This window comes from Hydrogenophaga flava NBRC 102514, from assembly GCF_001571145.1.
In the GTDB taxonomy this organism is placed as follows: Bacteria; Pseudomonadota; Gammaproteobacteria; order Burkholderiales; family Burkholderiaceae_C; genus Hydrogenophaga; species Hydrogenophaga flava.
Genome location: NZ_BCTF01000013.1, coordinates 1 through 25,705, shown reverse-complemented (window position 1 = coordinate 25,705; position 25,705 = coordinate 1). Strand labels below are relative to the sequence as shown.

Genomic DNA, 25,705 nt, shown 5'->3' with positions numbered 1-25,705 from the left:
AATTCCGGAGCGGGTGTAGGTCAGCGCGGCAGGCTGTTGACGTCTTTTTCCCAGCGCTGGATCAGGCGGCGGCGCTCTGCCGTCTGCCCGTACTTCGCGTAGTCGTAGTTGATCAGCTTGATCTTGCGGAAGTCGGGTACGCGCGGATCGACCTTGGTCTCCTTGTTCGACGGCAGCTGGAACTGCAGCGTGGCCGCGCCCAGGGCCTGGGCCGAGGGCGTGAGCGCCCATTCGTAGAACTTCTTGGCCGCGTCCAGGTTGCGCGAGCCCTTGATGATCGACATGGAGCCGATCTCGGCGCCGGTGCCGTCCGACGGGGTGATGGTCTCCAGCGGGAAGCCTTGCGCCTTCTCGCCCGGGCCGTCGTGCACGAAGCTGATGGAGATGGTGGCCTCGCCGCGCGCCACCGCCTTGATCGGGCCGGTGCCCGAGCGGGTGTAGGCGCCGATGTTGCCGTGCAGCTTCTTGAGGTATTCGAGCGCCTGGTCTTCACCCATGAGCTGCACCAGCGTCGCGATCATGGTGTAGGCGGTGCCGCTGGAGGCCGGGTTGGCCGACTGGATCTCGCCCTTGTACTCGGGCTTGAGCAGGTCGGCCCAGGTCTTGGGAACGGCCAGCTTCTTCTTGGCCAGCAGCTCGGTGTTGTAGCCAAAGCCCAGCGGGCCGGAGTAGATGCCCACCGTCTTGTAGCCCGACTGCGCGGCCTGCTTCTGCGCCCAGTCGTGCAGCTTGGGCAGCGTGGGCGACTTGTATTCCATCGTGAGGCCCTGCTCGGCCGCCTGCAGGTGCGGGTCGCCAGTGCCGCCGAACCAGAGGTCGGTCTTGGGGTTGGCGCGCTCGGCCATGATCTGCGCGATCGCCTCGCCCGAGCCTTTGAGCGTCATGTTGACCTTCACGCCCTGGCTCTTCTCGAAGGTGACGGCGAGCATGTTGCACCAGGCCGCCTGGGCCGAGCAGATCATGTTGAATTCGCCGCTCTGGGCCTGCGCGGACAGCGCGGGCAGCATCAGGAAGGGTGCGGCAAGCCAGAGGGTCTTTTTCATGGGCTTTCTCCTTGGATGGACGGGGATCTCGGGTGTGGGAAACGGGTGGGGTGAGAGGTTCATGGCCCTTCGGGCATGGCGGCGGCGCCGGCCAGCAGCACGCTGACCCCGGGGCCGTCGAGGAAGACGCTGACTGGCGCGCCCACCTGCAGCGTCTGGCGCTCGTGCTGGCGGTGCACCTGCAGCAGGCCCAGCGCGGTGCGCACGCGGTAGTGCGACTGCCGGCCTTCGTAGGCGTGCGATTCGATGCGCCCGGCCAGGCCCTGGCCGCTGGCCGGCGCCAGGCGCCAGGCCTCGGGCCGCACCACCACGCGGGTGGCGCCGCGGCGCCTGGCGTGGCCGGTGTTCACCGTCAGCGGACCGACGCGCAAGCCACCCTGGCCGTCGGCCTCGGCGTCGAACACCGCGGCATCGCCCATGAAGCCGGCCACGAACTCGGAGCGCGGGCGCTCGTAGATGTCGCGCGGGCTGCCGACCTGCTGCACCTGACCGTCGCGCAGCACCACGATGTGGTCGCTGACGGCCATGGCCTCGTTCTGGTCGTGCGTCACGTACACCACCGTCAGGCCCAGGGCCTGCTGCAGGCCGCGGATCTCCTCGCGGATCTGGCGCCGCAGGCCGGCGTCGAGGTTGGACAGCGGCTCGTCCAGCAGCAGCACCTCGGGCGCCAGGGCCAGCGCGCGCGCCAGGGCCACGCGCTGCTGCTGCCCGCCCGAAAGCGAAGCGGTGCCGCGGCCGGCCAGCGCGCCCAGGCCCACCTGCTCCAGCGCGGTCTGCACCCGCGGGTCGCGCGCGGCGGCGGCGCTGTCCAGCCCCAGGCCGTAACCCACGTTGCCCTGCACATCCAGGTGCGGGAACAGCGCGTAGTTCTGGAACACCATGCTGATGGGCCGCTGGTCGGGGCCGGTGCCGGTCACGTCGCGTTCGCCGATGAACACCCGGCCCGCGGTGGGCTGCTCCAGCCCAGCCACCAGGCGCAGCAGCGTCGACTTGCCGCAGCCCGACGGCCCGAGCAGCGTGGTGAGCTGGCGCCGCGCGAACCGCAGCTGCACGCCGCGCAGCGCGCGCGTGCCGTCGGCAAAGGTCTTTTCCACCGACTCCAGGCGCACCGCGTCAGGCATGCGAGCCCCCTGCCCCGGCCAGTGCCAGGTTCCAGCGCACCACGGCATCGACGCCGACCACCCGGTCGTCCTGCACGCGGTTGAAGAGCTGCACCTGCGCCTGCATGGACTCGGCGATCTGGCGGCAGATCGACAGCCCCAGGCCGATGCCGGTGCCGCCCGCGGCCGACTGGAAGGGCTCGAACAGCCGGTCCATCACCGCGGCATCGATGCCGCCGCCGTTGTCCCAGATCAGCAGCTCGGCCTGGTCCGGCAGCACCCGCACCACCATGCCCAACGCCGAGCCGCGCGGCGCGTGGTGGATGGCGTTGGACAACAGGTTGCGCAGCAGCTCGCCCAGCATCCAGGGGTCGGTGGTCAGCCGCACCGGCACCGACTCGAAGGAAAAATCCAGCCGCTTGCGCGCCAGCAGCGGCCCGAACTCCAGGCACACGGTCTGCGCCACGGTGTCCAGGTTGACTTCCTGCCAGTGCCCCTGCGCCACCAGTTGCTCGACCTTGGCCAGCGAGAGCAGCTGCCGCACCAGCTCGCTGGAGCGGTCGACGGTCGCGAGCATCTTGGGCAGGGTGTCCTTCACTTCCAGCTGGCCCGACATGGCGCCCTGCAGCTGCGTGCGCAGCACGGCGAACGGCGTGCGCAGCTGGTGCGAGGCATCGGCCAGAAAGCGGCGCTGCTGCTCCGTGGAGGCTCGCTGGCGTTCCAGCACGCCGTGCACCGCGCCGGACAGCGGCTGCAGCTCGGCCGGCACCGGGCGCGGGGCGCTACCACCCTCGCCGGCGTTGAGCTCGTCCTCCAGATGCCGCAGCGGCGCCAGCGCGCGCCCGACGCACCAGGCGAACAGCGGCAGCACGGCCAAGAGGCGCAGTGCGCCGCCCCACAGCGGCGCGGCCGCCAGCTCGGGCAGGAAGGCCTGCAACAGCAGCTCAACCAGCAGCAGGCACAGGGCCAGGCCCAGGAGCAGCCGGGCCGTGATCGACCAGGGTCGCGCGGCGGTGGCGCCGGGTGTCGACGCGGTGCGGGCCACGGTCGGGGGCGGAGACGGGACGGACGACGCCATGCGCTGTTCAGGCTGGAACCGGCCCTTCGGTCATGGCCTCGTCGATCAGCAGGTAGCCTACGCCGCGCAGCGTCACCAGCTGCGCGCCTGAACCCTGGATGCGCTTGCGCAACCGGTGCACCAGCACCTCGATCGCGTCGGCACCCACCGGCTCGTCACCGAACACGGCGTGGTGCAGATCCTCCTTGCCGACCGCCTGCCCCGGCCGGGCCAGCAGCGCCTTGAGCAGCGCCAGCTCGCGGGTCGACACGTCCAGCGGCGTCGCGCCGCGGAACACGGCGCCGGTGGGCTCATCGATGCGCAGCAGCGCGCAACGCAGCTCCGGCGCGCCATGGCTGCGGCGCACCAGCGCCTTGAGGCGGGCGGCGAGCTCCTCGATGTCGAAGGGTTTGGTCAGGTAGTCGTCGGCGCCCTCGTTGAGGCCGAGCACCCTGTCCTGCACCGCGCTGCGGGCGGTGACCACCAACACCGGCACCTGCGAGCCGCCGTCGCGCATCAGGCGCAGCACCTCCATGCCGTCCATGCCCGGCAGGGTCAGGTCCAGCAGCACCACGTCGGGCCGGCGGCGCCGGAACATGGCCAGCGCCTCCGCACCGTCAGCGCAGCGCGTCACCTCGAAGCCCCGCCCCTGCAGCACGCGCCCCAGCGCGTCGCCCAGGGCCAGATCGTCTTCCACCATCAGCACTTTCATGCCAATGATCATGCCCGGCGGCCCCGCCGGGCCGCATAGAGGAAACCTTAGAGAAGCACGAAAGCCGGACGAAATCTTCGTCCGGCTTTCAGGCGCCGCTCAGGGCGGCCAAGCAAGGGACCTTGGTTCAGGACCTGCGATGCCAGGCCAGAAGACGCGGCGTCACCAGCACCAGCAGCACGATCACCAGCAGCGTCGCCGACATCGGGCGCTCGAAGAACACGGTGAAGCTGCCCTCACCGATCGACATGGCGTTGCGGAACTGCGCCTCGGCCAGCGGCCCGAGGATCAGGCCCACGATCACCGGCGCGGTCGGGAAGTCGAAGCGGCGCATCGCCACGCCGAACATCGCCAGGCCGAACATCAGGAACAGGTCGAACGAACTCTGGCGCATGCCGTACACGCCCACCGTCGCGAAGATCAGGATGCCGGCGTACAGCGGCGCCTTCGGGATCTTCAGCAGCTTGACCCACAGACCCACCATCGGCAGGTTCAGCACCAGCAGCATCACGTTGCCGATGTAGAGCGAGGCGATCAGCGCCCAGACCAGGTCGGACGAGGTCTGGAACAGCTGCGGGCCGGCGTTGATGCCGTAGTTCTGCAGCGCCGACAGCAGGATGGCGGCGGTCACCGAGGTGGGGATGCCCAGCGTGAGCAGCGGCACCAGGGTGGCGGTGACGGCCGAGTTGTTCGCGGCTTCGGGACCGGCCACACCTTCGATGGCGCCGACGGTGCCGAACTCGGCCTTGTGTTCCGGGGAAGCCAGCTTGCGCTCGGTGGCGTAGCTGAGGAAGGTCGGGATCTCCGAGCCGCCGGCCGGGATCGTGCCGAAGGGGAAGCCGATGACGGTGCCGCGCAGCCAGGCGGGCCAGGAACGGCGCCACTCGGTCTTGGTCATGTGCGCCTTGTTCATCTTGTTCATGCTGGCTTCGCTCTTGCCCTCGTACAGGGCGTTGTAGAGCGCCTCGGTCACGGCGAAAAGGCCGACCGCCACCAGCACCACCTCCAGGCCGTCCATCAGCTCGATCACGCCCGCGGTGTAGCGCACCTGGCCAGTGATCTGGTCCATGCCGACCAGACCCATGGCCAGGCCCACGAACAGCGAGGTCAGGCCGCGCAAGGTGCTCTGGCCGAGCACGGCGGACACCGTGGTGAAGGCCAGCAGCATCAGGCAGAAGTACTCGGGCGGGCCGAGCTTGACCGCGAACTCGGCCAGGATGGGCGCGAACAGCGTCACCAGCACGGTCGCAATCGAACCCGCGACGAAGGAGCCGATGGCCGAGGTGGCGAGCGCCGCGCCCGCGCGGCCGTTCTTGGCCATCTTGAAGCCTTCGAGCGCCGTCACCATGGTGCCGGTCTCGCCCGGGGTGTTGAGCAGGATCGAGGTGGTCGAGCCGCCGTACATGGCGCCGTAGTAGATGCCGGCGAAGAAGATCATCGAGGCGGTCGGTTCGACCTGCCCGGTGATCGGCAGCAGCATGGCCACGGTCACCGCCGGGCCAAGGCCGGGCAGCACGCCGATGGCGGTGCCCAGCGCGCAGCCGGCCAGCGCCCACAGAAGGTTGAGGGGGGTGGCTGCGGTGGCGAAGCCGCCCAGCAGCTGGTTCCAGGTGTCCATCATGGTCGTGCTCCCTGATCAGATCCAGCCGGTGCCGGTCAGGCCCGGCAGGTTCACGGCGAGGAATTTGGTGAACAGCCAGTAGGTCGGGGCGGCGATCACGACACCGGTGACCACGTCGCGCACCGCCTGCATGGCGTTGCCGCCGGACTTGCCCTCACTGATGCGCAGGCCGCGCACCGCGAGCGTGTAGCACAGCGCGCAGCTGAGCACGAAGCCGATGGTGGTGATGAGCGCCGCATTGCCCAGGATGCCGGCCGACACCCAGGCCAGCGCGTGCCAGTCACCGCGCGGGGCGCCCGAGGGCTCCTCCATGTTGCGGTAGCCGCCGGAGCGCACCTCGAGGATCAGCATGACGCCGCACAGGCCCAGGGCACCGGCGACCAGCCAGGGCAGGAAGTCGGGGCCCACGCCCGCGTAGCCGGCGTCGGACGGAATGTTGGCCGCGCCATACGCCAGCATGGCGGCCACCACGACGGCGGCGATGCCCATGGCCAGCTGACCGGGACGGTGATCGGGGCGCTCTTGCTGCGCGGGGGTGGTGTCGGCATTCATGACGTGCTCCACTCGTAAAAAAAAATGCGGCCGCGACGCGAACGCCGCGGCCGCTGGATCGGACAGACCGGGCCGTGGGCTTACACCATGCCGGCGCGGACCATGGTGGCGCGCAGGGTGGAGAAGTCCTTGTCGACGAAGCTGTCGAAGTCCTTGCCGGTCAGCAGGGCCGGGGTCCAGTTGTTCTTGACCAAGGCTTCCTGCCAGGCCTTGCTCTTGGTGGCCTTGACGATCATCTCGGTCAGCGCGGCGCGCTGCTCGGGGGTGATGCCGGCGGCGCCGTAGACACCGCGCCAGTTGCCGATCTCGACGTCGATGCCCTGCTCCTTGAGCGTGGGGATCTTCTCCAGGCCCTTGACGCGCTGGCCGGAAGTGATGGCGATCGCCTTCATCTTGCCGCTCTCGATGTACTGCTGGAACTCGCTGTAGCCGGAGCCACCGACGGTCACGTTGCCACCCAGGATGGCGGCGACGGCCTCACCGCCCCCACGGAAGGGCACGTAGTTGATCTTGGCGGCGGGCACGCCCACGGCCTGGGCGATCTGCGACGCGGCGATGTGCTCGGTGGAGCCGCGCGAACCGCCGCCCCACTTGACGCTGCCGGGGTCCTTCTTCAGGGCCTCGACCACGTCCTTCATGGTGTTGAAGGGCGAGCTGGCGGGCAGCACGAACACGTTGTATTCGGTGGTCAGGCGGGCAATCGGCGTGACCTGGGTAATCGAAACCGGCGGCTTGCCGGTGATGATGCCGCCCAGCATCACGGCGCCCATCACCATCATGGCGTTCGGGTCGCCCTTGGCAGAGTTGTAGAACTGGGCCAGACCGATGGCGCCGGCGGCGCCACCCTTGTTTTCGTAGGTCACGGAGGCGGCCACGCCCGCATCGCGCAGGGCCTCGCCCAGCGCACGGCCCGTGCCGTCCCAGCCACCACCCGGGTTGGCGGGGATCATCATCTTGACGTTGGCACCCTGGGCCCAGGCGGCGTTGGGCAGGGCACCGGCGGCGGCCAGAGCGGCCAGGGACTTGAGGAAGGTATCGCGACGCATGTTTGTCTCCGTGGGAGGTTGATCGACGGGGGTGATATTCCTGTCGGCCGCTGTCAATCGGCTGTCGCCGCTGTCAGGAAAAACCCTAGGAAGCGACTGGGCCGCCCATCACAAGGAGGACCATAATCGCACCAGCCCCCTCAACCGCGCAGGGCCTTTGGCCTCGCGCCCATCGCTCATGAATGCATACGCCGATCCCGTGTTTGACGCCTGCCTGAAGGAGGCGCTGGCGTTGTCGGCCGAGTGGGTGCCCCGCTGGCTGGCGGCACTCGGCAACGCACTGCAGCAGAAGGAGGCAGCTGCCGTCGGCGCCTCCGAGCAGCGCAGCGCCGCCCAGGCGCGCGCCACCCTGGTCTCCTACCAGCCGCGCATCACCGAACACTTTCTGACGGCGCTGTCGGAGTCGATGGGCAGCGCCGCTTCCAGCGAGGGCGATCTCGATCCCGTCAGTGGCAAGGCCCCGGCCCGCCGACTGGACACACTCAGCCTGGACGACCTGGAGCTGATGGATCACCAGCAGGTGCAGCACACCGTCGAGCTGGCGCGAATCCAGCAGGTGGTGAAGATGGCGGTGGAAGAAGAGCTGGTGCTGCTCGACGCGCGCCTGAGCGCCGCCCGTGGACTCACCGTGGTGAGCAGCAAGGCCAACCCGCTGAACCCCGAGGCCATCATCGGCGCCCTGATCCGTGCGCTGTCCAAGCTGCACATCGATGCGGAGGTGCGGGTGCAGTGGCTGCACATCGGCGCCCTGCCCCTCGGCCAGGAACTGCGGCGCTTCTACCGCCAGCTGGTCGACCTGCTGGACCGCTGGGGCGTGCAGCCCGCGGGCTACAAGGTCGTGCAGACCCCGGTGGGCAAGCCCACCGACCGCGGTGCGACGCGTGCCCGCGAAGACAGCCTGCCCGTGGACGCGCTGACCGCCAAGAGCGAGTTGCTGACGCTGGATCACCTGCACCAGCTGCTGGTGGGCAATGTGGCGCGTGGCGCGAACGACGCCACCGATCCTGCCCAGGCGCTGGAGGCCAACGGCATGGTGCGGTCCCTGGCCATGGAAGTGGTCACGCTGATGCTGCGCCGCATCACCGACGACCACCGCCTGCTGGCACCGGTGCGGGACATGCTGTTGCGGCTCAAGCCGGTGCTGCTGGCGCTGGCGAGCAGCGACCCGCGCTTCTTTGCCGATCGCAGCAACCCGGCGCGGCGCCTGCTGGACGTGCTGACCGAGCGCGCGCTGGCCTTCAAGAGCGAGCACGACACCGGCTTCCAGGCCTATGTGCAGCAGCTGCGCAAGATCGAGCAGGACCTGCAGGTGCCGGCTGGCCAGCTGCCGCAGCGCATCGGCGATGTGCTGGCGCGGCTGGTGCGCACCGACCCGGTGACGCAGGCCCCCGCCCGGGGCCTGGCCATGCAGACCCTGGTGAAGGTGGAGCAGCGCAACCTGCTGGCCGAACGCGTGGCCTCGGAAATCCAGGCCCGCAACGACTTCGCCCGGGCTCCGGGCGTGGTGCGCCGCTTCCTCACCGGTCCCTGGGCCCAGGTGGTGGCGCAGGCGCGCATCCGGGCGCAAGCCGTGAACAGCCTTAGCCCGGGCGACGCGCCGGCGCTGCGTTACATGGACGTGCTGCCGGACCTGCTGTGGTCGAGCCAGCACGAGCTGGCCAGTCTCAACCGGCCCCGGCTGGTCAAGGTCATCCCCGGCCTGCTGCGCACGCTGCGCGAAGGACTGGAATCCATCGACTACCCGCGCGCCCAGGCCGACTCCTTCTTCCAGGCGCTGATGGAGCTGCAGGAACCCGCCTACAAACCCCGGCGCGACGACGAGGAGGACATGCGCGGACTGGACCTGTCCGATACCTGGGTGCATCCGGCGGAGGCACGCGACTCGGGGTTCATGGACGACCTGGAGATCGAGAGCCAGCCCGGCTTCCAGGACACCGAACCGATGGACCCCGAGTGGCTGCGCCAGCGCCAGACGGAGACCACCGCCAAGCCCCGTCCGCTGGCCGTGGGCACCTGGGTGGACCTGCGCGACGGGGGAGAAGACCTGCGCTGCCAGCTCACCTGGGCCAGCCCGCACGGCACCATGTTCCTCTTCAACGCCGCCAACGGGCGCAGCATATCGCTGACGCTGCGCGGGCTGGAACGCCTGCGCGAGATGGGGCGCCTGACGGTGGTGGCCGACCACGGGCTGGTCGACGACGCCCTCAACGAAGTGACCCGCCAGGCCTTCCTCAATTCCGGCCGCTTCTGAGCCGGCGCCCCTCGTCCGCATGAAACTGCTTCTGGTCGAAGACAACCCCACCATGCAGGCTACCCTGCAGCGCACGCTGGAACGGCGTGGCATGCAGGTGCTCACCTGCGGCGACGGCGACAAGGCCCTGTCGCTGTGGCGCTCCAGCGTGCCCGACGTGGTGCTGCTGGACCTGAGCCTGCCCGGGCGCGACGGCCTGCAGGTGCTGGGCGATGCGCGCGCCGAAGGCCTGAAGACACCGGTGATCATCCTCACCGCGCGCGGCACCGTGGGCGACCGCATCATCGGCCTGAACACCGGCGCCGACGACTACCTGCCCAAGCCCTTCGACCTCGACGAGCTGGAGGCCCGCGTGCGCGCCCTGGTGCGCCGCTCGGCCGACGCCACCGACAGCCTGGGCAACCTGCCCGCACGCAGCGCGGGCTGGTGCGGCATGCAGATCGACCGCGACAGCGGCGCGGTCTACCACGACGGCGAGCCGCTGGAACTGGCCCCGCGCGAGCTGGCCCTGCTGCGCGCCGTGCTCTCCCAGCCCGGGCAGGCCATCACCAAGGAACGCCTGTTCGAACTGGTGTTCCCCGGCGAGGCCCATGTGCAGCCCGAGGCCATCGAGGTGGTGGCCTACCGGCTGCGCAAGAAGATCGGCCACACCGGCGCGCAACTGGTGACGCTGCGCGGGCTGGGCTATCTGCTGAAGGCGGCTGCCTGAGGACATGGCCTTGAGCGCACCGCTGTCGCTGCGCCGCACGCTGCTGCTGGGCATCCTGCTGCCGCTGTTCGGCTTTGTGATCATCAACACCGTGGTGCTCTACCGGCAGGCGCTGGCTGGCGCCGACACCGCCTACGACCGCACTCTGCTGGCCACTGCCAAGTCGCTGGGCGAACAGCTGGAGGTGGTGCGCAACGGCGACCAGGCCAACGTGCGCTCGTCCCTGCTCTATTCCGCGCTGGAGGCCTTCGAGGCCGACAACCGCAGCCGGCTCTTCTACCGCGTCAGCGGCTTTCGCGGCGAGATGGTCTCGGGCTTCGAGAACCTGCCGCCGCCCAGAACCCGCCTGCCCGACCAGAAGATCTACGCAGCGCTGGTGCACTTCTACGACGACGTGTACCAGGGCGCGCCGGTCCGCATGGCCGTGCTGCTGCAGCCGGTGGCGGGCGAGGCCGGCCAGGGCATGGCCACCATCCAGATGGCCGAGACGCTGGAGCTGCGCCAGACCCTGGCGCGGCAGATCCTGATCGACACCTTGTGGCGCCAGGCGGCGCTGGTGGTGGTGATCGTGCTGGTGGTGGTGCTGGTGGTCCAGCGCGCCACGCGCCCGGTGCGCTCCATCAGCCACGCGCTGGCCCACCGCAGCGACAACGACCTCTCGCCCCTGCCCACCAACAGCGCCCCGCGCGAGCTGTTGCCCCTGCTGGAAGCGACCAACCAGCACATGCAGCGGCTGTCGCAGTTGCTGGACCACCAGAAGCGCTTCGTGCGCGACACCTCGCACCAGCTGCGCACCCCGCTGGCTGTGCTCAAGACCCAGGTGCAGTCGGCCCGGCGTGGCGATGTGCCGCCGCTGCAGGCGCTGGACGAGATCGGACACACCGTCGACCGCGCCACCGAACTGGCCAACCAGATGCTGGCGCTGGCCAAGGTCGAGCAGCTGCGCCAGGACCGGGACGCGCCCGTGGTCGACTGGGGCGAGGTGGTGCGCGCCGTGGCGCTGGACCTGGCCCCGCTGATCGCCGACCGCGGCCTGGACTTTTCGCTGGACGTGGTCAGCGCCCCGGTGCGTTCGCACGAATGGGCGCTGCGCGAGCTCGGGCGCAACCTGCTGCACAACGCCATCAAGCACTGCCCACCCGAATCGCGGCTGGCGGTGGGCATGGTCTGCGACGAGCGCACCGCCGCTCTGTCCATCAGCGACAGCGGGCCGGGCATTTCCGACCACCTGCGCGAGCGGCTGTTCCAGCCCTTTGCCACCGACCACGGCGCGCGACCCTCGGGCGCCGGATCGGGCCTGGGTCTGGCCATCTGCCACGGCATCGTGCAGTCGCTGGGTGGCAGCATCGAGCTGGAAAACCGCGTGGTGCGCGGACGCATCAGCGGGCTGGACGCCACCGTGCGCCTGCCCCTGGCGCATCAGGAAACGGAGGCCGCTCATGGCCCATAACGCTCCCGAAGGCGGCCGGGTCCGGCTGGACAAATGGCTCTGGGCCGCGCGCTTCTACAAGACCCGCTCGCTCAGCGCCGAAGAAATCGACAAGGGCCGCGTGCGGGTCAACGGCGCGCCCGTCAAGCCCGCGCGCGAGGTGCGCATCGGAGATCTGGTCGAGCTGCGCGCCGGCACCGTGCAGCGCACCCTGGTCGTGCGGGCGCTCAGCGGTGTGCGCGGCCCGGCCACGGCGGCGGCCCTGCTGTACGAAGAGACCGCCGAGTCGGTGGCGCAGCGCCTGGCCGCGGCCGAGCAGCGGCGCCTGGCGCCCGAACCGGCCGAGAGCATCGCCCAGGGCCGACCCAGCAAGCGCGACCGCCGCGAACTCGACGCCTGGCAGAAACCGCCGGCGGAATGGAACGACCGCTGGAGCGCCTCTCTCGACCAAGAAGACGGCGAATAGGGCCCCCACGCTCCGCCGCTACGCGGGTCGCTGCCCCCCGAGGGGGCTGACCTGCCTTGGGGCGGCCCGGCGGCAGGTCTCGCCCCCCACGCTCCGCCGCTAGCGGCGCCGCAGCCCCAGCCACATCACGGTGGCCACCACCAGCAGGCCACCCAGCACCTGCACCGGCGCCACCTGCTGCCCCAGCACCGCCCAGGCCAGCAGCAGCGCAAAAATCGGCTCCACGTTCATGATTGGCGAGCCGCCCACCACGCCCAGCCGCGGCAGCACGGTGAACATGATGGTGAAGGCGGTGCCGTAGAGCACGGTCAGGCCCAGCAGGCCCCACCAGCCCGCCGGGGCCTGTGGCAGCGACCAGCCGCCCTGCCCCACCACCCCCACCAGGGCCGCCAGCGCCACGATGGCCATGGTGGCCGCGGTGCGCATGCGGCCGTCCAGCCCCACCGTCTCGTGCTGCGTGAACACCAGGGCCAGGCCGAACGAGGCCGCGGCCGCCAGCGCAAACGCCACCCCGGCGCCGATGCGCCCCCAGTGCGCCGAAGCCCCCAGCCCCGAAGCCGCACCCGCCACATCCAGCGCCAGCGCCAGCCCCAGCAGCAGCACCGGCATGGCGCGCAGCAGCGCCGGCTCCACCCGCTCGGCCTTGAGCGTGCGCGCCCACAGCGCCGTCCACAGCGGGTAGGTGTTGAAGGCCAGCAGCGCCAGCGCCACCGGCAGGCGCGCCACCGCCGAATACAGGCACAGGCTCTGCACGCTGATCAGCACACCGATCTTCAGCAGCCCCCGCTTCTGCCCCGAGGACAGGTTCACCGGCAGCCCCGCCATGCGCACGATCAGCCAGACCACCAGGGCTGTGGCGCCGCTGCGGAACAGCACCGCGGTGGACACAGAGACCCCGTGATCAAAGGCCAGCCGCGCCGCGACGTGGTTGGCGCCCATCATGAAAGCGATGAGCAGCAGGGTGGCAAATGCGGAACCGGAGAGGGATCGGGTGGACGGAGCAGACATCGGGCGATTGTGCCGGTCTGCCCAAAAACCGGGCAATGCTGCCGCAAGCCTTGTGCGGCGCGGACTTGGCGCAGGTGTCCGGAACATATCCACAGGCTTACCCCCTGCGGCTGGGTGCAACTTCAGTGGCGCGGGCAGTATTGTTGCCGGTCACTTTGCTGACACCGAGGGCTGCAATCGGCCAGGAGCAGGCTTCACAGCCTCGACGAAGCGCTCCTTCAACGTTTTAGTTGAGTGTGCCCACTGGGCAGGCACTTGACACGCGAACGAGGGGGGCCTGAAACGCCAAGTGCCAATCCGGGGGATATCCGCACAAGGGAAGGGCTAGCCCCCATTGGCGACAACGTAGGGCGTAAGGTCAATAGCCTTTGAGCCCTTCTTGAGGCGCAGCGCATAGCTCTTGTCGTCGCGATAAATCACCACATGCCAGTAGGTTCGTTCACCGTTCTCGGTGACCCAAGTGTTCTGCAGCCATGGCTTGAACTTCTCGTAAGGCACAAGAACCAGGCGTTCGCTTGAGCCACAGCCGAAGGCGACGTACGCCAACGCGTGCTTCTCAAGGAACGTTTGCTGATGCGGATGAAAGGCGAACCAGTAGTTCGGATTCGAATCGGGGTTGTGCTCCTTAGATACCGAGCAGTTCAGCGCTATCGCGTCGTCTGGCGTTGAGTAGCCAGACCTGCTGCGCTTCACGAGTGACACCTTGAGCTGATGCTGGATTCGCTTTACACATGCCTCGTGGAAAGCGACCGGCGACGTTTTGATCCCCTCAACCTTCGGTTCCTCGGAGCTTTGCTTGATCTCGATTGGAGTCTCGTCTTGCTTCACCTCTTCGGTCGTCGAGAACAGTACATCGGCGATGGCATCGAGCCTGGTGAACTCGTGCGGGACGAGGATGCTATGGATGCGCTGGACGATGGCCGGATCGTCTACGTCTTCCATGATCTTCATAAGCCGCGTTAGCGCGTCGACGGAGATGATTCGAACGTCCCACGCGTGTCTCGAACCTCGGATCTGTGCCTCAAGATCTCCAGTGTCTTGTCGTCCGACGACGAGCAAGATTGACGACGTCTCTTCTGCCGTCTCCCCTGCCGCAATTAACTTCCTTCTGTATTCGGCGACGACGTTCAAGTCGATCCTGTACGCATCCGTTGTTTTCACCTCCACCACGATGGAGTTCCCAGCTGGAAATTTCCATAGCCCGTCAAAACCGATTTGATTCTTGACACCTCGATAGCGACCACGAATAGATTTAGCACCTAGCCGGACACCGATTTCGTTGACGATGTCTTGCAGCGCCATGCCGGAATCAGGGAAGGCCTGTTCGAGACACTGCGCAGAAAATGACTCAAGCTTTTTGGATGGAACCGTAGCGAGAAACTCTCGAAACTCGGCCGAGCAGGGGCTGTCATCGAGGAGCCTCCCTCCACCAGCAAAGGCGATCAATTGGTGAATCTGCTTGTCTTCGAGTTGATCGGGTGTCTTGGCCCAGAGATCGAGTAGTGGCATGTGTGGGGTGTTCGTGAGGTCTAACTTTGATCTACACCGGCGAAGCGCCGTATACCAACAATTGCAGTAGTCGAACAAATTCGCGTGGCATCCAATTCGCCCCACTTGGCTTCGAATGCCTGAGCAGATGGAAGAGTCGGGGGCAAACACCGTTGGGCAGTTTACTTGGGAGCACCCATTTGAAACACCAGAACCTGCCGACCGATGCACCTTGAATGTCAGCTTTGGGACGATGTGCTGTAAGCCTGCTCCGGGTCGGAAATGGTCTCTGAGTAGATCTGCTTCTACTGGGTACGGCACTTGGTCTTCCACGGCGAGGTGCAGCTCATCCGGACAACGAGCCTTGCGATGTCGGCGGCGTTCTGCGCCACCCCGGACTGTGCGAGCATGCGCTGGGCCGATATGGCGCCAATGATGTCCAGGCGCTGGTGTTTGAGCTAGCGATGTTCACGGGAGGCTCCGTGGAAAAAAGATTGGGTGCGCTCAAGCCCCAGGCCTTGCCTTGCCCGCGGGCTTTCGAAGGCTTCGGGGCGCCGCCACCGGTACGGCCCCTGCAGTGCCCCGCGGCGGCGCGGGCGCCACGAGCTCGGCCAGGGTCATGCCGTCGAGTTCCCTGAGGTAGGCCCCCAGCGCGGCGTTGAACAGGCCCTTCAGACGGCAGGTCGGTGATAGCGCGCACTGGTTGGAACCCGGATCGAAACACTCGACCAGGCGGAAGTCGGTCTCCGAGGCGCGCACCACATCCCCGATGCGCAGCGTGGCCGCGTCTTTCAGCAGGCGCAGGCCGCCACCGCGGCCGCGCGTGGTTTCCAGCACACCCTGGCGACCGAGGTCGGTGACGATCTTCATCAGGTGGTTTCTGGACACCCCGTAGTGTTCGGCCAGCTCGCTGATGGTCACCATCTGGTGCGGACGGGCCGCGCAATACATCAGCACGCGCAAGGTGTAGTCGGTGTATTCGGCGAGTCGCATGGAAGCCCCTAAAGAGGTACCAAGTATATTTCTTTAAGGGTGAATCCGGTTTAATATTCATTTCACATGCTTCTTATGAGGTTTTTGCAGCGGCCCGACGGCTCCCGCAACGTCCCCCACCATGACCACCCTGCCCTTGCTCGCCTCTCCGTCCAAACCTTCTGCCGTGCCTCAGCCTCTGGGCTGGCCGCTGTTGAGGCTCGGATTCCGGCCCTTCTACCTGGGCGCCGCGGTGTTCGCGCTGCTCGCAATCCCGCTGTGGGTGGCGCTGTTCCTGGGCCAGTCGAACCTCACGATGGCACTGCCCCCGATGCTGTGGCACGCGCACGAGATGCTGTTCGGCTTTGCAGTCGCGGTCATCCTGGGTTTCCTGCTGACCGCGGTCAAAGCCTGGACCGGGCTGGCCACGCCGCGCGGCACCTTCCTGGGTGCCCTGGCGCTGTTGTGGCTGGCGGCCCGGGTGGCCGCCGTGACTGGGCCCTACACGCTTTACGCCGTGCTGGACCTGGCGCTGCTGCCCCTGGTGGCCGCGGTGCTCACCCGCCTGCTGCTGCGCGCACGCAACCGGCGCAACCTGCCACTGGCGGGCATGCTGATGCTGCTCGCGCTGGCCAACGGTGTCTTTCACCTGGGCGTGATCGGCGTGCTGGAGATCTCGCCGCTGGCCCCTCTGCACGCTGCCCTGGCGCTGATCGTGATGATCGAGTGCGTGATCGCGGGCCGGGTGATTCCGGCCTTCACCATGAGCGCGACGCCGGGTCTGAAACTCCAGGTGCGCGCACCGGTGGAGCGCTCAGCGCTGGCGCTCACCGCGCTGGGCTTGCTGCTGTGGGTGTTCGCACCCGCCGCCGCGGGTTGGAACATGGTCGGAGGCCTGGCCCTTCTGTTCGCGGCGCTGGCCCAGGTGGTGCGGCTGCTGCAATGGCGGCCTGCGATCACACGGCACCGCCCCATCCTCTGGATCCTTCATCTGTCATACGCCTGGATTCCCGTCGGGCTGGCACTGCTGGCGGCGGCCCGGTTCGGCTGGATCGGCGTGTCGGCCGGCGTGCATGCACTGGCGATCGGCGCCACCGCTGGTCTCATCATCGGCATGATCACCCGCACCGCCCGCGGCCACACCGGGCGCGCGCTGCAGGTGTCGCGCGCGGAGACCTCGGCCTATGTGCTCGTCATGCTGGCGGCCGCCATCCGCGTGCTGCTGCCGCTGGCCCTGCCGATGTGGCTGCCCATGGCCCTGGTGCTGTCTGCCGCCGGCTGGTCGGTGGCGTTTGTGATCTACCTCTTCATCTACACGCCCTGGCTGCTCAAGACGCGCTTCGACGGCAAGGACGGCTGACGCACTTTCTCAACCCTTCTCTCTTCACCCTCTCAAGGAACTGCACATGACCACCATCTCCGCGCCCGCCCCCACCGTCGACCTGCGCAGCATCGCGCCGCGCGAACGCCACTCCCTGGTGTTCTCCACCTTCAAGGCCCTGCCACCCGGCTCGGCCATGGAGCTCGTCAATGACCACAACCCGCAGCCGCTGCGCGGGCAGTTCGAGAGCGGCCTCTATGGCGCCTTCGGCTGGACCATGCTGGAAAGCGGCCCTGAACAGTGGCGCGTGCAGATCGTCAAACCGGCCGACAGCCAGCCTGTGCACGGGGCGGATTCCTGCTGCGGTTCCTGCGGCGGCTGACCGGGAGACCGCCATGACCTTTGTGGTCACCGAATCGTGCATCCGGTGCAAGTACACCGACTGCGTCGATGTCTGTCCGGTGGACGCCTTCCGGGAAGGACCGAACTTCCTGGTGATCGATCCCAACGACTGCATCGACTGCGCGGTCTGTGTCCCGGAGTGCCCTGTCTCGGCGATCTACGCCGAAGAAGACGTGCCCAGTGACCAGCGGGACTTCACACCGCTCAACGCCGAGCTGGCGCTTGTGTGGAAGCCGATCACCCGGACCAAGCCAGCGCTGCCCGACGCCGACACCTGGAGCAAGGTTCAGGACAAACGCGACCAGCTCGAACGCTGAATCCACCCGGCCAATGCACAACGCCACAAGGCCGGTGCATCCACGCTTTCAAAAGCGGCTATATTGCTCTCCTATGCAACGCCTGCACGCCCTACCCCTATCGCTAAGCCTAGTGCTCGGCCGGGGTCTGCCTGCGTTCGCCTCCCGTGCCTGACACCGTCAGCGCACCACCGACTTCCCCCTGACCCCGGCCCACGAACCAGCCTTCGCTCGACGCGAAGGGCTGCAGGGGTTGTCATGTCCTTTGTGTTTTGACACCGGCCTGAGCCAAGCCCTCTTCATCGCTTGCGCACAGCCCAACGTTCGTGGAACCTCTCATGATTGCAAACCCCTCAACCAAGTACCGCGCCTTCCCGCCCATCTCGCTGACCGACCGCACCTGGCCCGGCCGGGTGATCTCCCGGGCGCCGCGCTGGCTCTCGACCGACCTGCGCGATGGCAACCAGGCCCTGTTCGAACCGATGAACGGTGAACGCAAGATGCGGCTGTTCAAGGAGCTGGTGCGGATCGGGTTCAAGGAGATCGAGGTCGGCTTCCCCGCGGCATCGCAGACCGATTTCGATTTCGTCCGCAAGCTCATCGACGAGCAGCTCGTGCCCGACGATGTCACGCTGATGGTGATGACGCAGTCGCGCGAAGACCTGATCGCCCGCACCGTCGAAGCGCTGCACGGCGCGCCCCGAGCCATCGTCCACGTCTACAACGCCACGGCGCCGGCGTGGCGGCGGATCGTCTTCGGCATGAGCGTCCCGCAGGTGATGGACCTGATCTCGCACCATGTCGGCCACCTCAAGACGCTCACGGACGAGCACCCAGAGACCCGATGGACGCTTCAGTACTCGCCGGAGACCTTCAGCTCGACCGAGCTGGAGGTGTCGCTCCAGGCCTGCCAGACGGCGATCTCGGCGTGGGGCATAGGTCCTGACCGGCCCGTCATCATCAACCTGCCCACCACCGTCGAAAACGCGACGCCCAACGTCTTCGCCGACCAGATCGAGTGGATGCACCGGCACCTCGTGCCGCGCGAACACATCGTCCTGTCGGTGCATCCCCACAACGACCGCGGAACCGGCGTGGCGGCGGCGGAGTTCGCCGTCATGGCGGGCGCAGACCGCGTGGAAGGCTGTCTGTTCGGCAACGGCGAGCGCTGCGGCAACGTGGACATCGTGACCCTGGCGCTGAACCTCTACACCCAGGGCATCCACCCCGGGCTGGATTTCTCGGACATCAACGCCATTGCGAGGGTGGCCGAAGAATGCACCTCGATCCCGGTGCATCCCCGGCACCCGTACGCGGGTGATCTGGTGTTCACCGCGTTCTCCGGCTCGCACCAGGACGCCATCAAGAAGGGGTTCGCGGCCCAAGATCCGTCCGGGATCTGGGAGGTGCCGTACCTGCCCATCGATCCCGCCGATCTGGGCAGGACCTATGACAGCGTGATCCGGGTCAACAGCCAGTCCGGCAAAGGCGGCATCGCGTTCCTGCTGGAGCGGGAACGGGGGGTGGTCATGCCGCGGCGGATGCAGGTCGAGTTCAGCGCCATCGTTCAGCGCCAGACCGACGAGAGCGAGACCGAGGCGACCGGAGATGAACTCTGGCGCCTGTTCCAGTCGACCTACGCCACAGCGCAAGACCACCAGGCGGGCGTCCGGTACGTCGCACACAAGCTCGACGACAGCGGACAGGGCATTGAGCTGGACGTGGTCATCGATGGTGTTCGACAGTGTCTTCGCGGGCACGGCAACGGACCGATTGCCGCCACCGTGGACGCCCTGGGTCTGCCCATCCGGCTGGACACCTACGAGGAACGGTCCACAGGGCATGGCGCAGATGCACAGGCGCTGGCCATCATCGAGGCCGCGCTTGAAGGCGCGCCCGGGTCCACCTTCGGCATTGGCCTGAGCCACAACATCCTGACCGCCTCCGTCCTGGGGGTGATCAGCGTGGCCAACCGGCTGACGGCCAGCCGGCAGGGCCTGGGTCTGCAGATGTCCTGAGCATCTGTCCCCAGCGCCACTGCAAAGCTTGTGGATATCTCGTGGACCGTCGCGCGAGAGCCGCGCCGCCACTGGGTTGGCGGCCTCGTGCCCAAAAATCAGGCACCGACCGATGTCATGCCCGTTTGTGGCAGCAACCGGCGGCGCAGCTCTGGATCCACCTAGTCCTGGTGTCCTACTGGACGGGCACAAACAGGCTTTGCTTCATGGTGTCGATCACGACGTGGGTGGTCATGCGCACCACCTGGGGGATGTGGGCCATCAGCCGGGCCGACAAGGCGTCGTAGGCCTTCACGTCGCTGGCCACCACGACCATCATGATGTCGAAGCTGCCGGTCACGTAATACACCTGCTGCACCGCCGGTTCCCCCTGTGCCCACAGGCGGATGCGGGGAAGGGCCTCGTAGTTGTCCTTGATCTCCAGCCCCGCCAGGAAATGCATGACGTTGCCCACCGCCTGCGGGTCCACCACCGCCACCTCGGCACTGATGGTCTTGTCCTGGCGCATGCGCCGCAGGCGGCGCTGGACGGCCGATGCCGACAGCCCCACCGCCTCGGCAATCACCTCGGCATTGAGTTGGCAATCCTTCTGGACCAGGTCCAGGATCTTGCGGTCGAAAACGTCCAGTTCGCTGTCCATGCGCAGATTCTAGGCACGGCCTCCGTGCGCCGCTGCGGCGCACAGATGTGACGCGACGCGCTGTCTGCCCGCATGCCGGGACTCATTTTTGCCGCCACACCGCATTCGAGGCACGGATACTTCCCCAGCTTTTGCCCTGAACAACGGTACGTTGACCCCCAATCAGGGCCCCCGGCCGTTCCGGTTGGGTGTTTCCGTCGGATTCTTCGACATTTCTTTTGGAGATTGCAAAGTGAGTCGTTCCCTCTTGAGCTGGTTGGTGGCTGGTGTGGTGTCGGTCAGTGGTTTCGCGCATGCGCAGGACGTGGTCCGCATTGGCACCCTGTCGGACTACGCGCCGTTCGAATACCGCGATGCCAAGGGCGAGCTCAAGGGCATGGAGATCGAGCTGGCCAAGATCATGTGCAAGCACATCCAGGCCAAGTGCGAGTTCGTGACGATCGACTTCGACGCGCTGATCCCGGCCCTGAAGGCCAAGAAGATCGATGCCGTGGTGGCCCAGATGTCGATCACCGACGAGCGCAAGAAGGAAGTGGACTTCACCGACCTGTTCACGCTGGCGCCGGTGCAATACGTCGCCAAGGCAGGCTCGGGCATCTCCGACGATCCGGCCACACTCAAGGGCAAGACCGTGGGCGTGTACAGCGGCTCCACCCATGAGACCTACCTCAAGAAGCGCCTGCCCAAGGGCACGTCGGGCATCGCGACCAAGTCGTACCCGTCGCAGGACCCGATATGGCTGGACCTCGAAGCCGGCCGCGTGCAGGCCGCATTGACGGACACCACGGTGGCCCACGAATGGCTGGAGAAGACCGGCAAGACCAAGGGCTTCGCGCTGGTCGGCAAGCCTTTGACCGACCTGGCCATCTTCGGTGAAGGCACCGGCATCGCCGTGCGCAAGGGCGACCCGCTGCGCACGCGCCTGAACGGCGCGATCAAGCAGGTGCTCAGCGATGGCAGCTTCGCCGCTGAAAACAAGAAGGTGTTCCCCTTCAGCATCGCTCCGACCGCCAAGTAAGCTCGCAGCCGTCGAGGCCAGGCCATCGGTCTCGGTGGCCTGGTTTTTCTTTTTCTTGGGTGGGAACACATGGACGACTTGGGGCTGTACGCCGGTCAGTTGCTGCAGGGTGCCTGGATCACCGTGCAGCTGGCCGTGTGCTCGCTGGCGCTGGGCATGGTGCTGGGCCTGGTGCTGGCGGCGGGCAGCCTGAGCCGGCAGACCTGGCTGCGCCGGGGGGTGATGCTGTGGACCGCCGTGCTGCGAGGCATCCCCGAGTTCCTGATCGTGCTGGTCTGCTGCTTCGGTCTGTCCAACCTGATCAATACCCACTTCGACGGCGCCATCGACCTCAGCCCGTTTGCGGCCGGCGTGTTTGCACTGGCCATCGTGTTCTCGGCCTACGCCGCCGAGGTGTTCCGTGGCAGTTTCGCGGCCATCCCCAAAGGGCAGATCGAAGCGGCACGGGCCCTGGGCCTGCGGCCCGCGCAGATCTTCTTTGCCGTGCGCCTGCCGCAGGCCTGGCGCATCGCGCTGCCCAGCCTGGGGAACCTGTGGCAATCGCTGCTGAAGGACACCTCGCTGGTGTCCGTGGTCGGGCTGGAAGACCTGCTCAAGAAAGCCAACATGGCCGGTCAGGCCGCCCACCAGCCCCTTGTGTTCCTGCTGGCGGCCGCAGCGGTGTACTTCGTCTTTCTGCACGCGTCCCAACCGGTTCAGCACTGGCTGGAACGGCGGGCGGGTGCGGGCTACGGACCGAGGACCGCATGAACCTCGAAGCGCTGGAAGCCTGGCTGGGCCTACCCGCCGAGAGCGCCCTGGAGGTCTGGGAGGGCCTGCTCATCACCCTGCAACTGCTGGTGGGGTCGGTGGTGCTGGCCTTCCTGCTGGCGGTGCCTCTGGCGCTGGCCGCCACCTCGGGCCACCCAGCGCTGGCGCGCCTGTCGCGTGCCTACAGCGCCGCGTTCCGCGGCACGCCGCTGCTGGTGCAACTCTTCATCCTGTACTACGGCGTCAGCCAGTTCGAGGCGGTGCGCAATTCGCCCGCCTGGTGGCTGCTGGAAGACGCCTTCTATTGCGGCCTGCTGGCGCTGAGCCTGAACCTCGCCGCCTACATGGCCGAGGACCTGCGCGCCGGCATCCTGGCCGTGCCCATCGGCGAGAAGGAAGCCGCCCTCGCCCTGGGCATGGGCGCGCACCAGGTCAACCGGCGGATCGTGCTGCCGGCGGCCTGGCGCATCGCCACGCCCGCCCTGGGCAACGAGGTGATCGCGCAACTCAAAGCCACCGCCCTGGTGAGCACCATCACCGTGCTGGACCTGACCGGTGTGGCCCGCCGCCTGTCCACCGCGGCCTACACCACCGATGCACTGGTCATGGCCGGCGTGGTGTACGGCGCCATCACCCTGCTGATCGTGCTGGCGGTGCGGCTCATCGAACGGCGCTTCGGCCCCGCCAGCCGCCACTAGGGCCAGTCCACGGCCTTCCACCGAAACCACCCACCGACATGAACATGCACACCCCCCCCTTGCAGCAAGCCCTGGCCGACCAAGGCCTTTTCGTGCTCGACGGAGCCCTGGCCACCGAACTGGAGCGGCGTGGTGCCGACCTCAAGGACCCGCTGTGGTCGGCCAAGCTGCTGATCGAGCAACCCGACCTGATCCGGCAGGTCCATCTGGACTATTTCCTCGCGGGGGCCGACGCGGCCACCACCGCCAGCTACCAGGCCACCTTTGAAGCGTTCGCACGGCGTGGCCTCAGCCACGACCAGGCGGCGGACCTGATGCGCCGCTCCGTACAGCTGGCCTGCGAAGCCCGCGACGCTTTCTGGGCAGACCCGGTCAACCGCGTCGGCCGGCGCAAACCGCTGGTGGCCGCCTCGGTGGGCCCTTACGGCGCCATGCTGGCCGACGGCTCGGAATACCGCGGCTACGCCGACGTGTCGCGCGAGGCCCTGGCCGCCTTCCACCGCCCCCGCCTGCAGGTGCTGGCCCACGCCGGCGCGGACCTGCTGGCCTGCGAGACCCTGCCCTGCCTGGCCGAAGCGCTGGCCATCGCCGACCTGCTGCCCGAGTTCCCTGGAGTGCAGGCCTGGATCAGCTTCTCGTGCCGCGACGGCGAACACAACAGCCAGGGCGAAGCGCTGGCGGACTGCGTGGCGGCACTGGACAGCGTGCCCCAGGTGGCCGCGGTGGGGCTGAACTGCACCGCGCCCGAGTTCGTGCCCTCGCTGGTCGAGCGTGCCCGCGCACGCACGGGCAAACCCATCGTGGTCTACCCCAACTCCGGCGAACACTACGACGCGGTGGGCAAGGTGTGGCAGGGCGACGGCCAGGCGCACGACTTTGCCGCACAGGCCATGCGCTGGCACAACCGCGGCGCCCGCCTCATCGGCGGCTGCTGCCGCACCGGGCCGGACGACATCCGGGCCCTGCGCCAGGCCGCATCGGCTTGCGGAGCCCTCAAGCCCAGATCTGAGCCGACATAGCCCGCTGCCGCCACTCGCAGGACACAAAACCAAACTTCTCCTTGAAGCATGGGCATATTGAGCAACATTTTCCCCAACCTGTTTGGCAAAGGTTCGGCAACGCCTGCAGACCACGAACCCGCCATGGACCTCGATGACTGGAACCGGATCGGGTGCGCCAAAGCCCAACGGGTGTGCGCTGCACTGGAGGCCATCATCGACCACGGCGAAGACGTTGACGAGGATCTTCTCGAGGACGAACGATCCGAGGAGCTGGCCGACGCTGTGCTCGATGAGGTGGTCGCATTGAACCAGGCCGGGCAGTGGCAGCAGGCGCGCTCCAGATTCACGCCAGCCCACCGACCGTTCGACTCGCACATGGGCGATCTGGGTTTGCATGCCGTGGTTCTCTTGGGTCCGGAGCGGATGCTCGTGCGCCTGGGCGACGAGGTGTTGCACATCGATGGCGAGCAGGTGGTCGCGGTCGAAGGCGCATCCATGTTCGCCATCTCGCGCAACCGACGCTGGCTTGTCATCGCTGCGGTGGAAGGCTTGACGGTACACCATGTTCCCGACATGCCTGCTGGAATGCTTGCCAGTCCTCAACGCCTGATCCCTTGGCCGGAAGGGGTGGACGTTGATCCAGCGAGCGTGAGAACACTCGACATCGTCGACGACGGACTCAGCGTGGCGCTGGCAAGTGACGAGTTCGGTATCTGGTTTGCCAGCGGAGACGCGTGGACCGTTCTGGCGCCGCGCCCCGGCGTGGGCGATGACAACACAGGCGACGGCGACGAAGACCTCGCTGAAGGCGCCGATGGGGTGCAAAACCTGGGTACGGATGCATGCCCCGTTTACATCGGCAGCTACGCACAACTCAAGTCCCGGTTCGGCGGACCTCTGGGTCTCGATATGGCCCATGCTGCGCTTTCACCGGATGGGCGGTTCATTGCCTACGGCTGGCAAGACGCCATCTCGGGGCACTACGTGGACCGCGTGACGGAAAATTCCATTGAACCCCTGGGCCGAATCGAAGCACGCAGCGACTATCCCTACTGCGTCCGCTTCACCGACGATTCGCAAAAGGTGCTTTCCAACTCCCGCTACGGTGTCAGTGGAATCACCGTCTGCGTGGACCTCGCCTCTCTGGCCGACGGATTGAACGAGGCGCCCCACACCGATGAGTACCTGCGCGCATATGGTGTGACCTTGCTTCCGGGCACGCACTTCGGGCTGGAAGAACCGGTGGCATGGATCGGAGGTGCTGGCTGGTCACATGCTTCACCGCTGAGCGGTGGCAAGCCTGTGTTCACCCACTTTCTAGGCTCGGCATTGCGCGCCTTCGACTTCGACCCTGTGTGCGGGCGCGTCGCGGTGGCCAGTGCATCTGGGGTGCTGCATGTACTTGATCCATTCTGCGAAGCCGAAAACGGTCAGGAACGTGGCTATCACCCACGACGCGAACTGTTCCGTTGGCTCTTCTGGAAAGCGCTGGACAAGCCAGTTCGCTGGTAGCCATGAGGTTCACAAGGCCATCCGAACACCTTCCAAGGGTCGCGAGCTACATGGCGAATGGCAGGTTTTGAGCTCCGGCCTTCATGGGGACGGAAGACCTGACCGACTGCCACTCTTCAGGTCAGGTCCTCGATGCTCAATCCATGCCGATGCATGGTGGCGACAATCTCAATGATCGCCGCTTCTCGCTGGGCCAGCCACAGCTCATGCTGGCGCTCACGTTCCCTGACCTGCCTGCGCTTCTCCTCGCCATCGTCGGCTTGGGCGAAAGCGGCGCCCATCTCACTCATCAACTGGCGAAAGCGCTGGTCGCCCATCGGTACGTTGGGAAGCCTGCGATCGGATTGAAGGACTTTGCGGTTTCGAAAACTCTTGTCTGCAAGTGGCATTTGTGCAGCTGTCTCAGGCACCAAAAATTCGGCTTTTCATCATAGTCCGCCAATGGCGATCCGGGGCCCCTCCCGGCGGCGGGAACACGGTCCTCATCATGGTTACCGATGCGGCCAGCCCGCACTCTCCACAAATCTCAAGTGAATCGAATCGGTCATCGAGCCACCATGTCTCCAGAGGACAGTATCTGCAAGCCTTTGGCCGT

General features: G+C 67.2%; 25 protein-coding genes. 13 read left to right on the top strand and 12 right to left on the bottom strand.

Annotation, left to right across the window (positions count from 1 at the left end):
• Window positions 1-20: 20 nt before the first annotated feature.
• From HFL01S_RS12530 to HFL01S_RS12500, 7 genes are all read right to left on the bottom strand, one after another.
• Window positions 21-1,043 carry an ABC transporter substrate-binding protein gene (locus HFL01S_RS12530; RefSeq protein ID WP_066258897.1) on the bottom strand — a complete coding sequence of 341 codons (1,023 nt, stop codon included), beginning with the start codon at window positions 1,041-1,043 and terminating at the stop codon, window positions 21-23.
• A gap of 59 nt (window positions 1,044-1,102) precedes the next feature.
• A complete protein-coding gene (locus HFL01S_RS12525) occupies window positions 1,103-2,164 on the bottom strand; it encodes an ABC transporter ATP-binding protein (RefSeq protein WP_066258895.1) in 1,062 nt (353 codons plus the stop codon).
• Window positions 2,157-3,221 carry a sensor histidine kinase gene (locus tag HFL01S_RS12520; RefSeq protein WP_066258894.1) on the bottom strand — a complete coding sequence of 355 codons (1,065 nt, stop codon included), beginning with the start codon at window positions 3,219-3,221 and terminating at the stop codon, window positions 2,157-2,159. The genes HFL01S_RS12525 and HFL01S_RS12520 overlap by 8 nt, the downstream gene beginning before the upstream one ends.
• 7 nt (window positions 3,222-3,228) lie before the next feature.
• A complete protein-coding gene (locus tag HFL01S_RS12515; protein WP_066259098.1) occupies window positions 3,229-3,912 on the bottom strand; it encodes a response regulator transcription factor in 684 nt (227 codons plus the stop codon).
• A 127-nt stretch (window positions 3,913-4,039) separates the two neighbouring features.
• Window positions 4,040-5,530, bottom strand: a complete 1,491-nt coding sequence (locus tag HFL01S_RS12510; protein ID WP_066259094.1) for a tripartite tricarboxylate transporter permease — start codon at window positions 5,528-5,530, stop codon at window positions 4,040-4,042.
• Between the two features lie 18 nt (window positions 5,531-5,548).
• Window positions 5,549-6,085 (bottom strand): tripartite tricarboxylate transporter TctB family protein, encoded by a 537-nt coding sequence (locus HFL01S_RS12505; protein WP_066258892.1) that lies wholly within the window; start codon window positions 6,083-6,085, stop codon window positions 5,549-5,551.
• Window positions 6,086-6,165: 80 nt separating this feature from the next.
• A complete protein-coding gene (locus HFL01S_RS12500; protein ID WP_066258890.1) occupies window positions 6,166-7,131 on the bottom strand; it encodes a Bug family tripartite tricarboxylate transporter substrate binding protein in 966 nt (321 codons plus the stop codon).
• Window positions 7,132-7,309: 178 nt separating this feature from the next.
• On the opposite strand from HFL01S_RS12500, the gene HFL01S_RS12495 reads away from it, so the two are divergent.
• Genes HFL01S_RS12495 through HFL01S_RS12480 form a run of 4 tightly spaced genes read left to right on the top strand, consistent with a single transcriptional unit; the run spans window position 7,310 to window position 11,986 of the window.
• Entirely contained in the window at window positions 7,310-9,382 is a 2,073-nt protein-coding gene (locus HFL01S_RS12495; protein ID WP_084383263.1) for a DUF1631 family protein, read from the top strand.
• Between the two features lie 19 nt (window positions 9,383-9,401).
• A complete protein-coding gene (locus HFL01S_RS12490; RefSeq protein WP_066258886.1) occupies window positions 9,402-10,091 on the top strand; it encodes a response regulator transcription factor in 690 nt (229 codons plus the stop codon).
• Between the two features lie 4 nt (window positions 10,092-10,095).
• Window positions 10,096-11,541: a sensor histidine kinase gene (locus HFL01S_RS12485; protein ID WP_084383262.1), complete on the top strand. Its 1,446-nt coding sequence runs from the start codon at window positions 10,096-10,098 to the stop codon at window positions 11,539-11,541.
• A complete protein-coding gene (locus tag HFL01S_RS12480; protein WP_066258882.1) occupies window positions 11,531-11,986 on the top strand; it encodes an RNA-binding S4 domain-containing protein in 456 nt (151 codons plus the stop codon). The genes HFL01S_RS12485 and HFL01S_RS12480 overlap by 11 nt, the downstream gene beginning before the upstream one ends.
• A 99-nt stretch (window positions 11,987-12,085) precedes the next feature.
• Here the strand turns inward: HFL01S_RS12480 and HFL01S_RS12475 are convergent, their stop codons facing one another.
• The 3 genes from HFL01S_RS12475 to HFL01S_RS12465 form a co-directional block, all read right to left on the bottom strand.
• Window positions 12,086-12,994, bottom strand: a complete 909-nt coding sequence (locus HFL01S_RS12475; protein ID WP_066258880.1) for an EamA family transporter — start codon at window positions 12,992-12,994, stop codon at window positions 12,086-12,088.
• A 324-nt stretch (window positions 12,995-13,318) separates the two neighbouring features.
• Window positions 13,319-14,503 carry a hypothetical protein gene (locus HFL01S_RS12470; protein ID WP_066258878.1) on the bottom strand — a complete coding sequence of 395 codons (1,185 nt, stop codon included), beginning with the start codon at window positions 14,501-14,503 and terminating at the stop codon, window positions 13,319-13,321.
• Window positions 14,504-14,986: 483 nt separating this feature from the next.
• Entirely contained in the window at window positions 14,987-15,475 is a 489-nt protein-coding gene (locus HFL01S_RS12465; protein WP_066258877.1) for an Rrf2 family transcriptional regulator, read from the bottom strand.
• Window positions 15,476-15,596: 121 nt separating this feature from the next.
• On the opposite strand from HFL01S_RS12465, the gene HFL01S_RS12460 reads away from it, so the two are divergent.
• The 4 genes from HFL01S_RS12460 to leuA all read left to right on the top strand — a co-directional run bounded on the left by HFL01S_RS12460 (window position 15,597) and on the right by leuA (window position 19,491).
• On the top strand, window positions 15,597-16,814 hold the full coding sequence (locus HFL01S_RS12460; RefSeq protein WP_066258874.1) for an NnrS family protein: 1,218 nt from the start codon (window positions 15,597-15,599) through the stop codon (window positions 16,812-16,814).
• A 46-nt stretch (window positions 16,815-16,860) separates the two neighbouring features.
• Window positions 16,861-17,157: a DUF2249 domain-containing protein gene (locus HFL01S_RS12455; protein WP_066258873.1), complete on the top strand. Its 297-nt coding sequence runs from the start codon at window positions 16,861-16,863 to the stop codon at window positions 17,155-17,157.
• Window positions 17,158-17,170: 13 nt separating this feature from the next.
• Window positions 17,171-17,494: a ferredoxin FdxA gene (gene fdxA / locus HFL01S_RS12450; protein ID WP_066258871.1), complete on the top strand. Its 324-nt coding sequence runs from the start codon at window positions 17,171-17,173 to the stop codon at window positions 17,492-17,494.
• A gap of 317 nt (window positions 17,495-17,811) precedes the next feature.
• Window positions 17,812-19,491: a 2-isopropylmalate synthase gene (leuA, locus tag HFL01S_RS12445; RefSeq protein WP_066258870.1), complete on the top strand. Its 1,680-nt coding sequence runs from the start codon at window positions 17,812-17,814 to the stop codon at window positions 19,489-19,491.
• A 175-nt stretch (window positions 19,492-19,666) separates the two neighbouring features.
• Here the strand turns inward: leuA and HFL01S_RS12440 are convergent, their stop codons facing one another.
• A complete protein-coding gene (locus tag HFL01S_RS12440) occupies window positions 19,667-20,131 on the bottom strand; it encodes an Lrp/AsnC family transcriptional regulator (RefSeq protein WP_066258868.1) in 465 nt (154 codons plus the stop codon).
• Window positions 20,132-20,363: 232 nt separating this feature from the next.
• Between HFL01S_RS12440 and HFL01S_RS12435 the strand changes: the two genes are divergently transcribed.
• The 5 genes from HFL01S_RS12435 to HFL01S_RS12415 all read left to right on the top strand — a co-directional run bounded on the left by HFL01S_RS12435 (window position 20,364) and on the right by HFL01S_RS12415 (window position 25,110).
• A complete protein-coding gene (locus tag HFL01S_RS12435) occupies window positions 20,364-21,149 on the top strand; it encodes a transporter substrate-binding domain-containing protein (RefSeq protein WP_066258866.1) in 786 nt (261 codons plus the stop codon).
• A gap of 69 nt (window positions 21,150-21,218) precedes the next feature.
• Complete coding sequence (locus HFL01S_RS12430) at window positions 21,219-21,899, top strand: ABC transporter permease (protein ID WP_066258865.1); 681 nt, start codon at window positions 21,219-21,221, stop codon at window positions 21,897-21,899.
• Window positions 21,896-22,597 (top strand): ABC transporter permease subunit, encoded by a 702-nt coding sequence (locus HFL01S_RS12425; protein WP_066258864.1) that lies wholly within the window; start codon window positions 21,896-21,898, stop codon window positions 22,595-22,597. The genes HFL01S_RS12430 and HFL01S_RS12425 overlap by 4 nt, the downstream gene beginning before the upstream one ends.
• Before the next feature lie 44 nt (window positions 22,598-22,641).
• A complete protein-coding gene (gene mmuM / locus HFL01S_RS12420) occupies window positions 22,642-23,616 on the top strand; it encodes a homocysteine S-methyltransferase (RefSeq protein WP_066258862.1) in 975 nt (324 codons plus the stop codon).
• A gap of 123 nt (window positions 23,617-23,739) precedes the next feature.
• Window positions 23,740-25,110 (top strand): hypothetical protein, encoded by a 1,371-nt coding sequence (locus HFL01S_RS12415; RefSeq protein ID WP_157538859.1) that lies wholly within the window; start codon window positions 23,740-23,742, stop codon window positions 25,108-25,110.
• 116 nt (window positions 25,111-25,226) lie between these two features.
• Here the strand turns inward: HFL01S_RS12415 and HFL01S_RS12410 are convergent, their stop codons facing one another.
• Window positions 25,227-25,499, bottom strand: a complete 273-nt coding sequence (locus HFL01S_RS12410) for a hypothetical protein (protein WP_066258855.1) — start codon at window positions 25,497-25,499, stop codon at window positions 25,227-25,229.
• Window positions 25,500-25,705 lie beyond the last annotated feature (206 nt).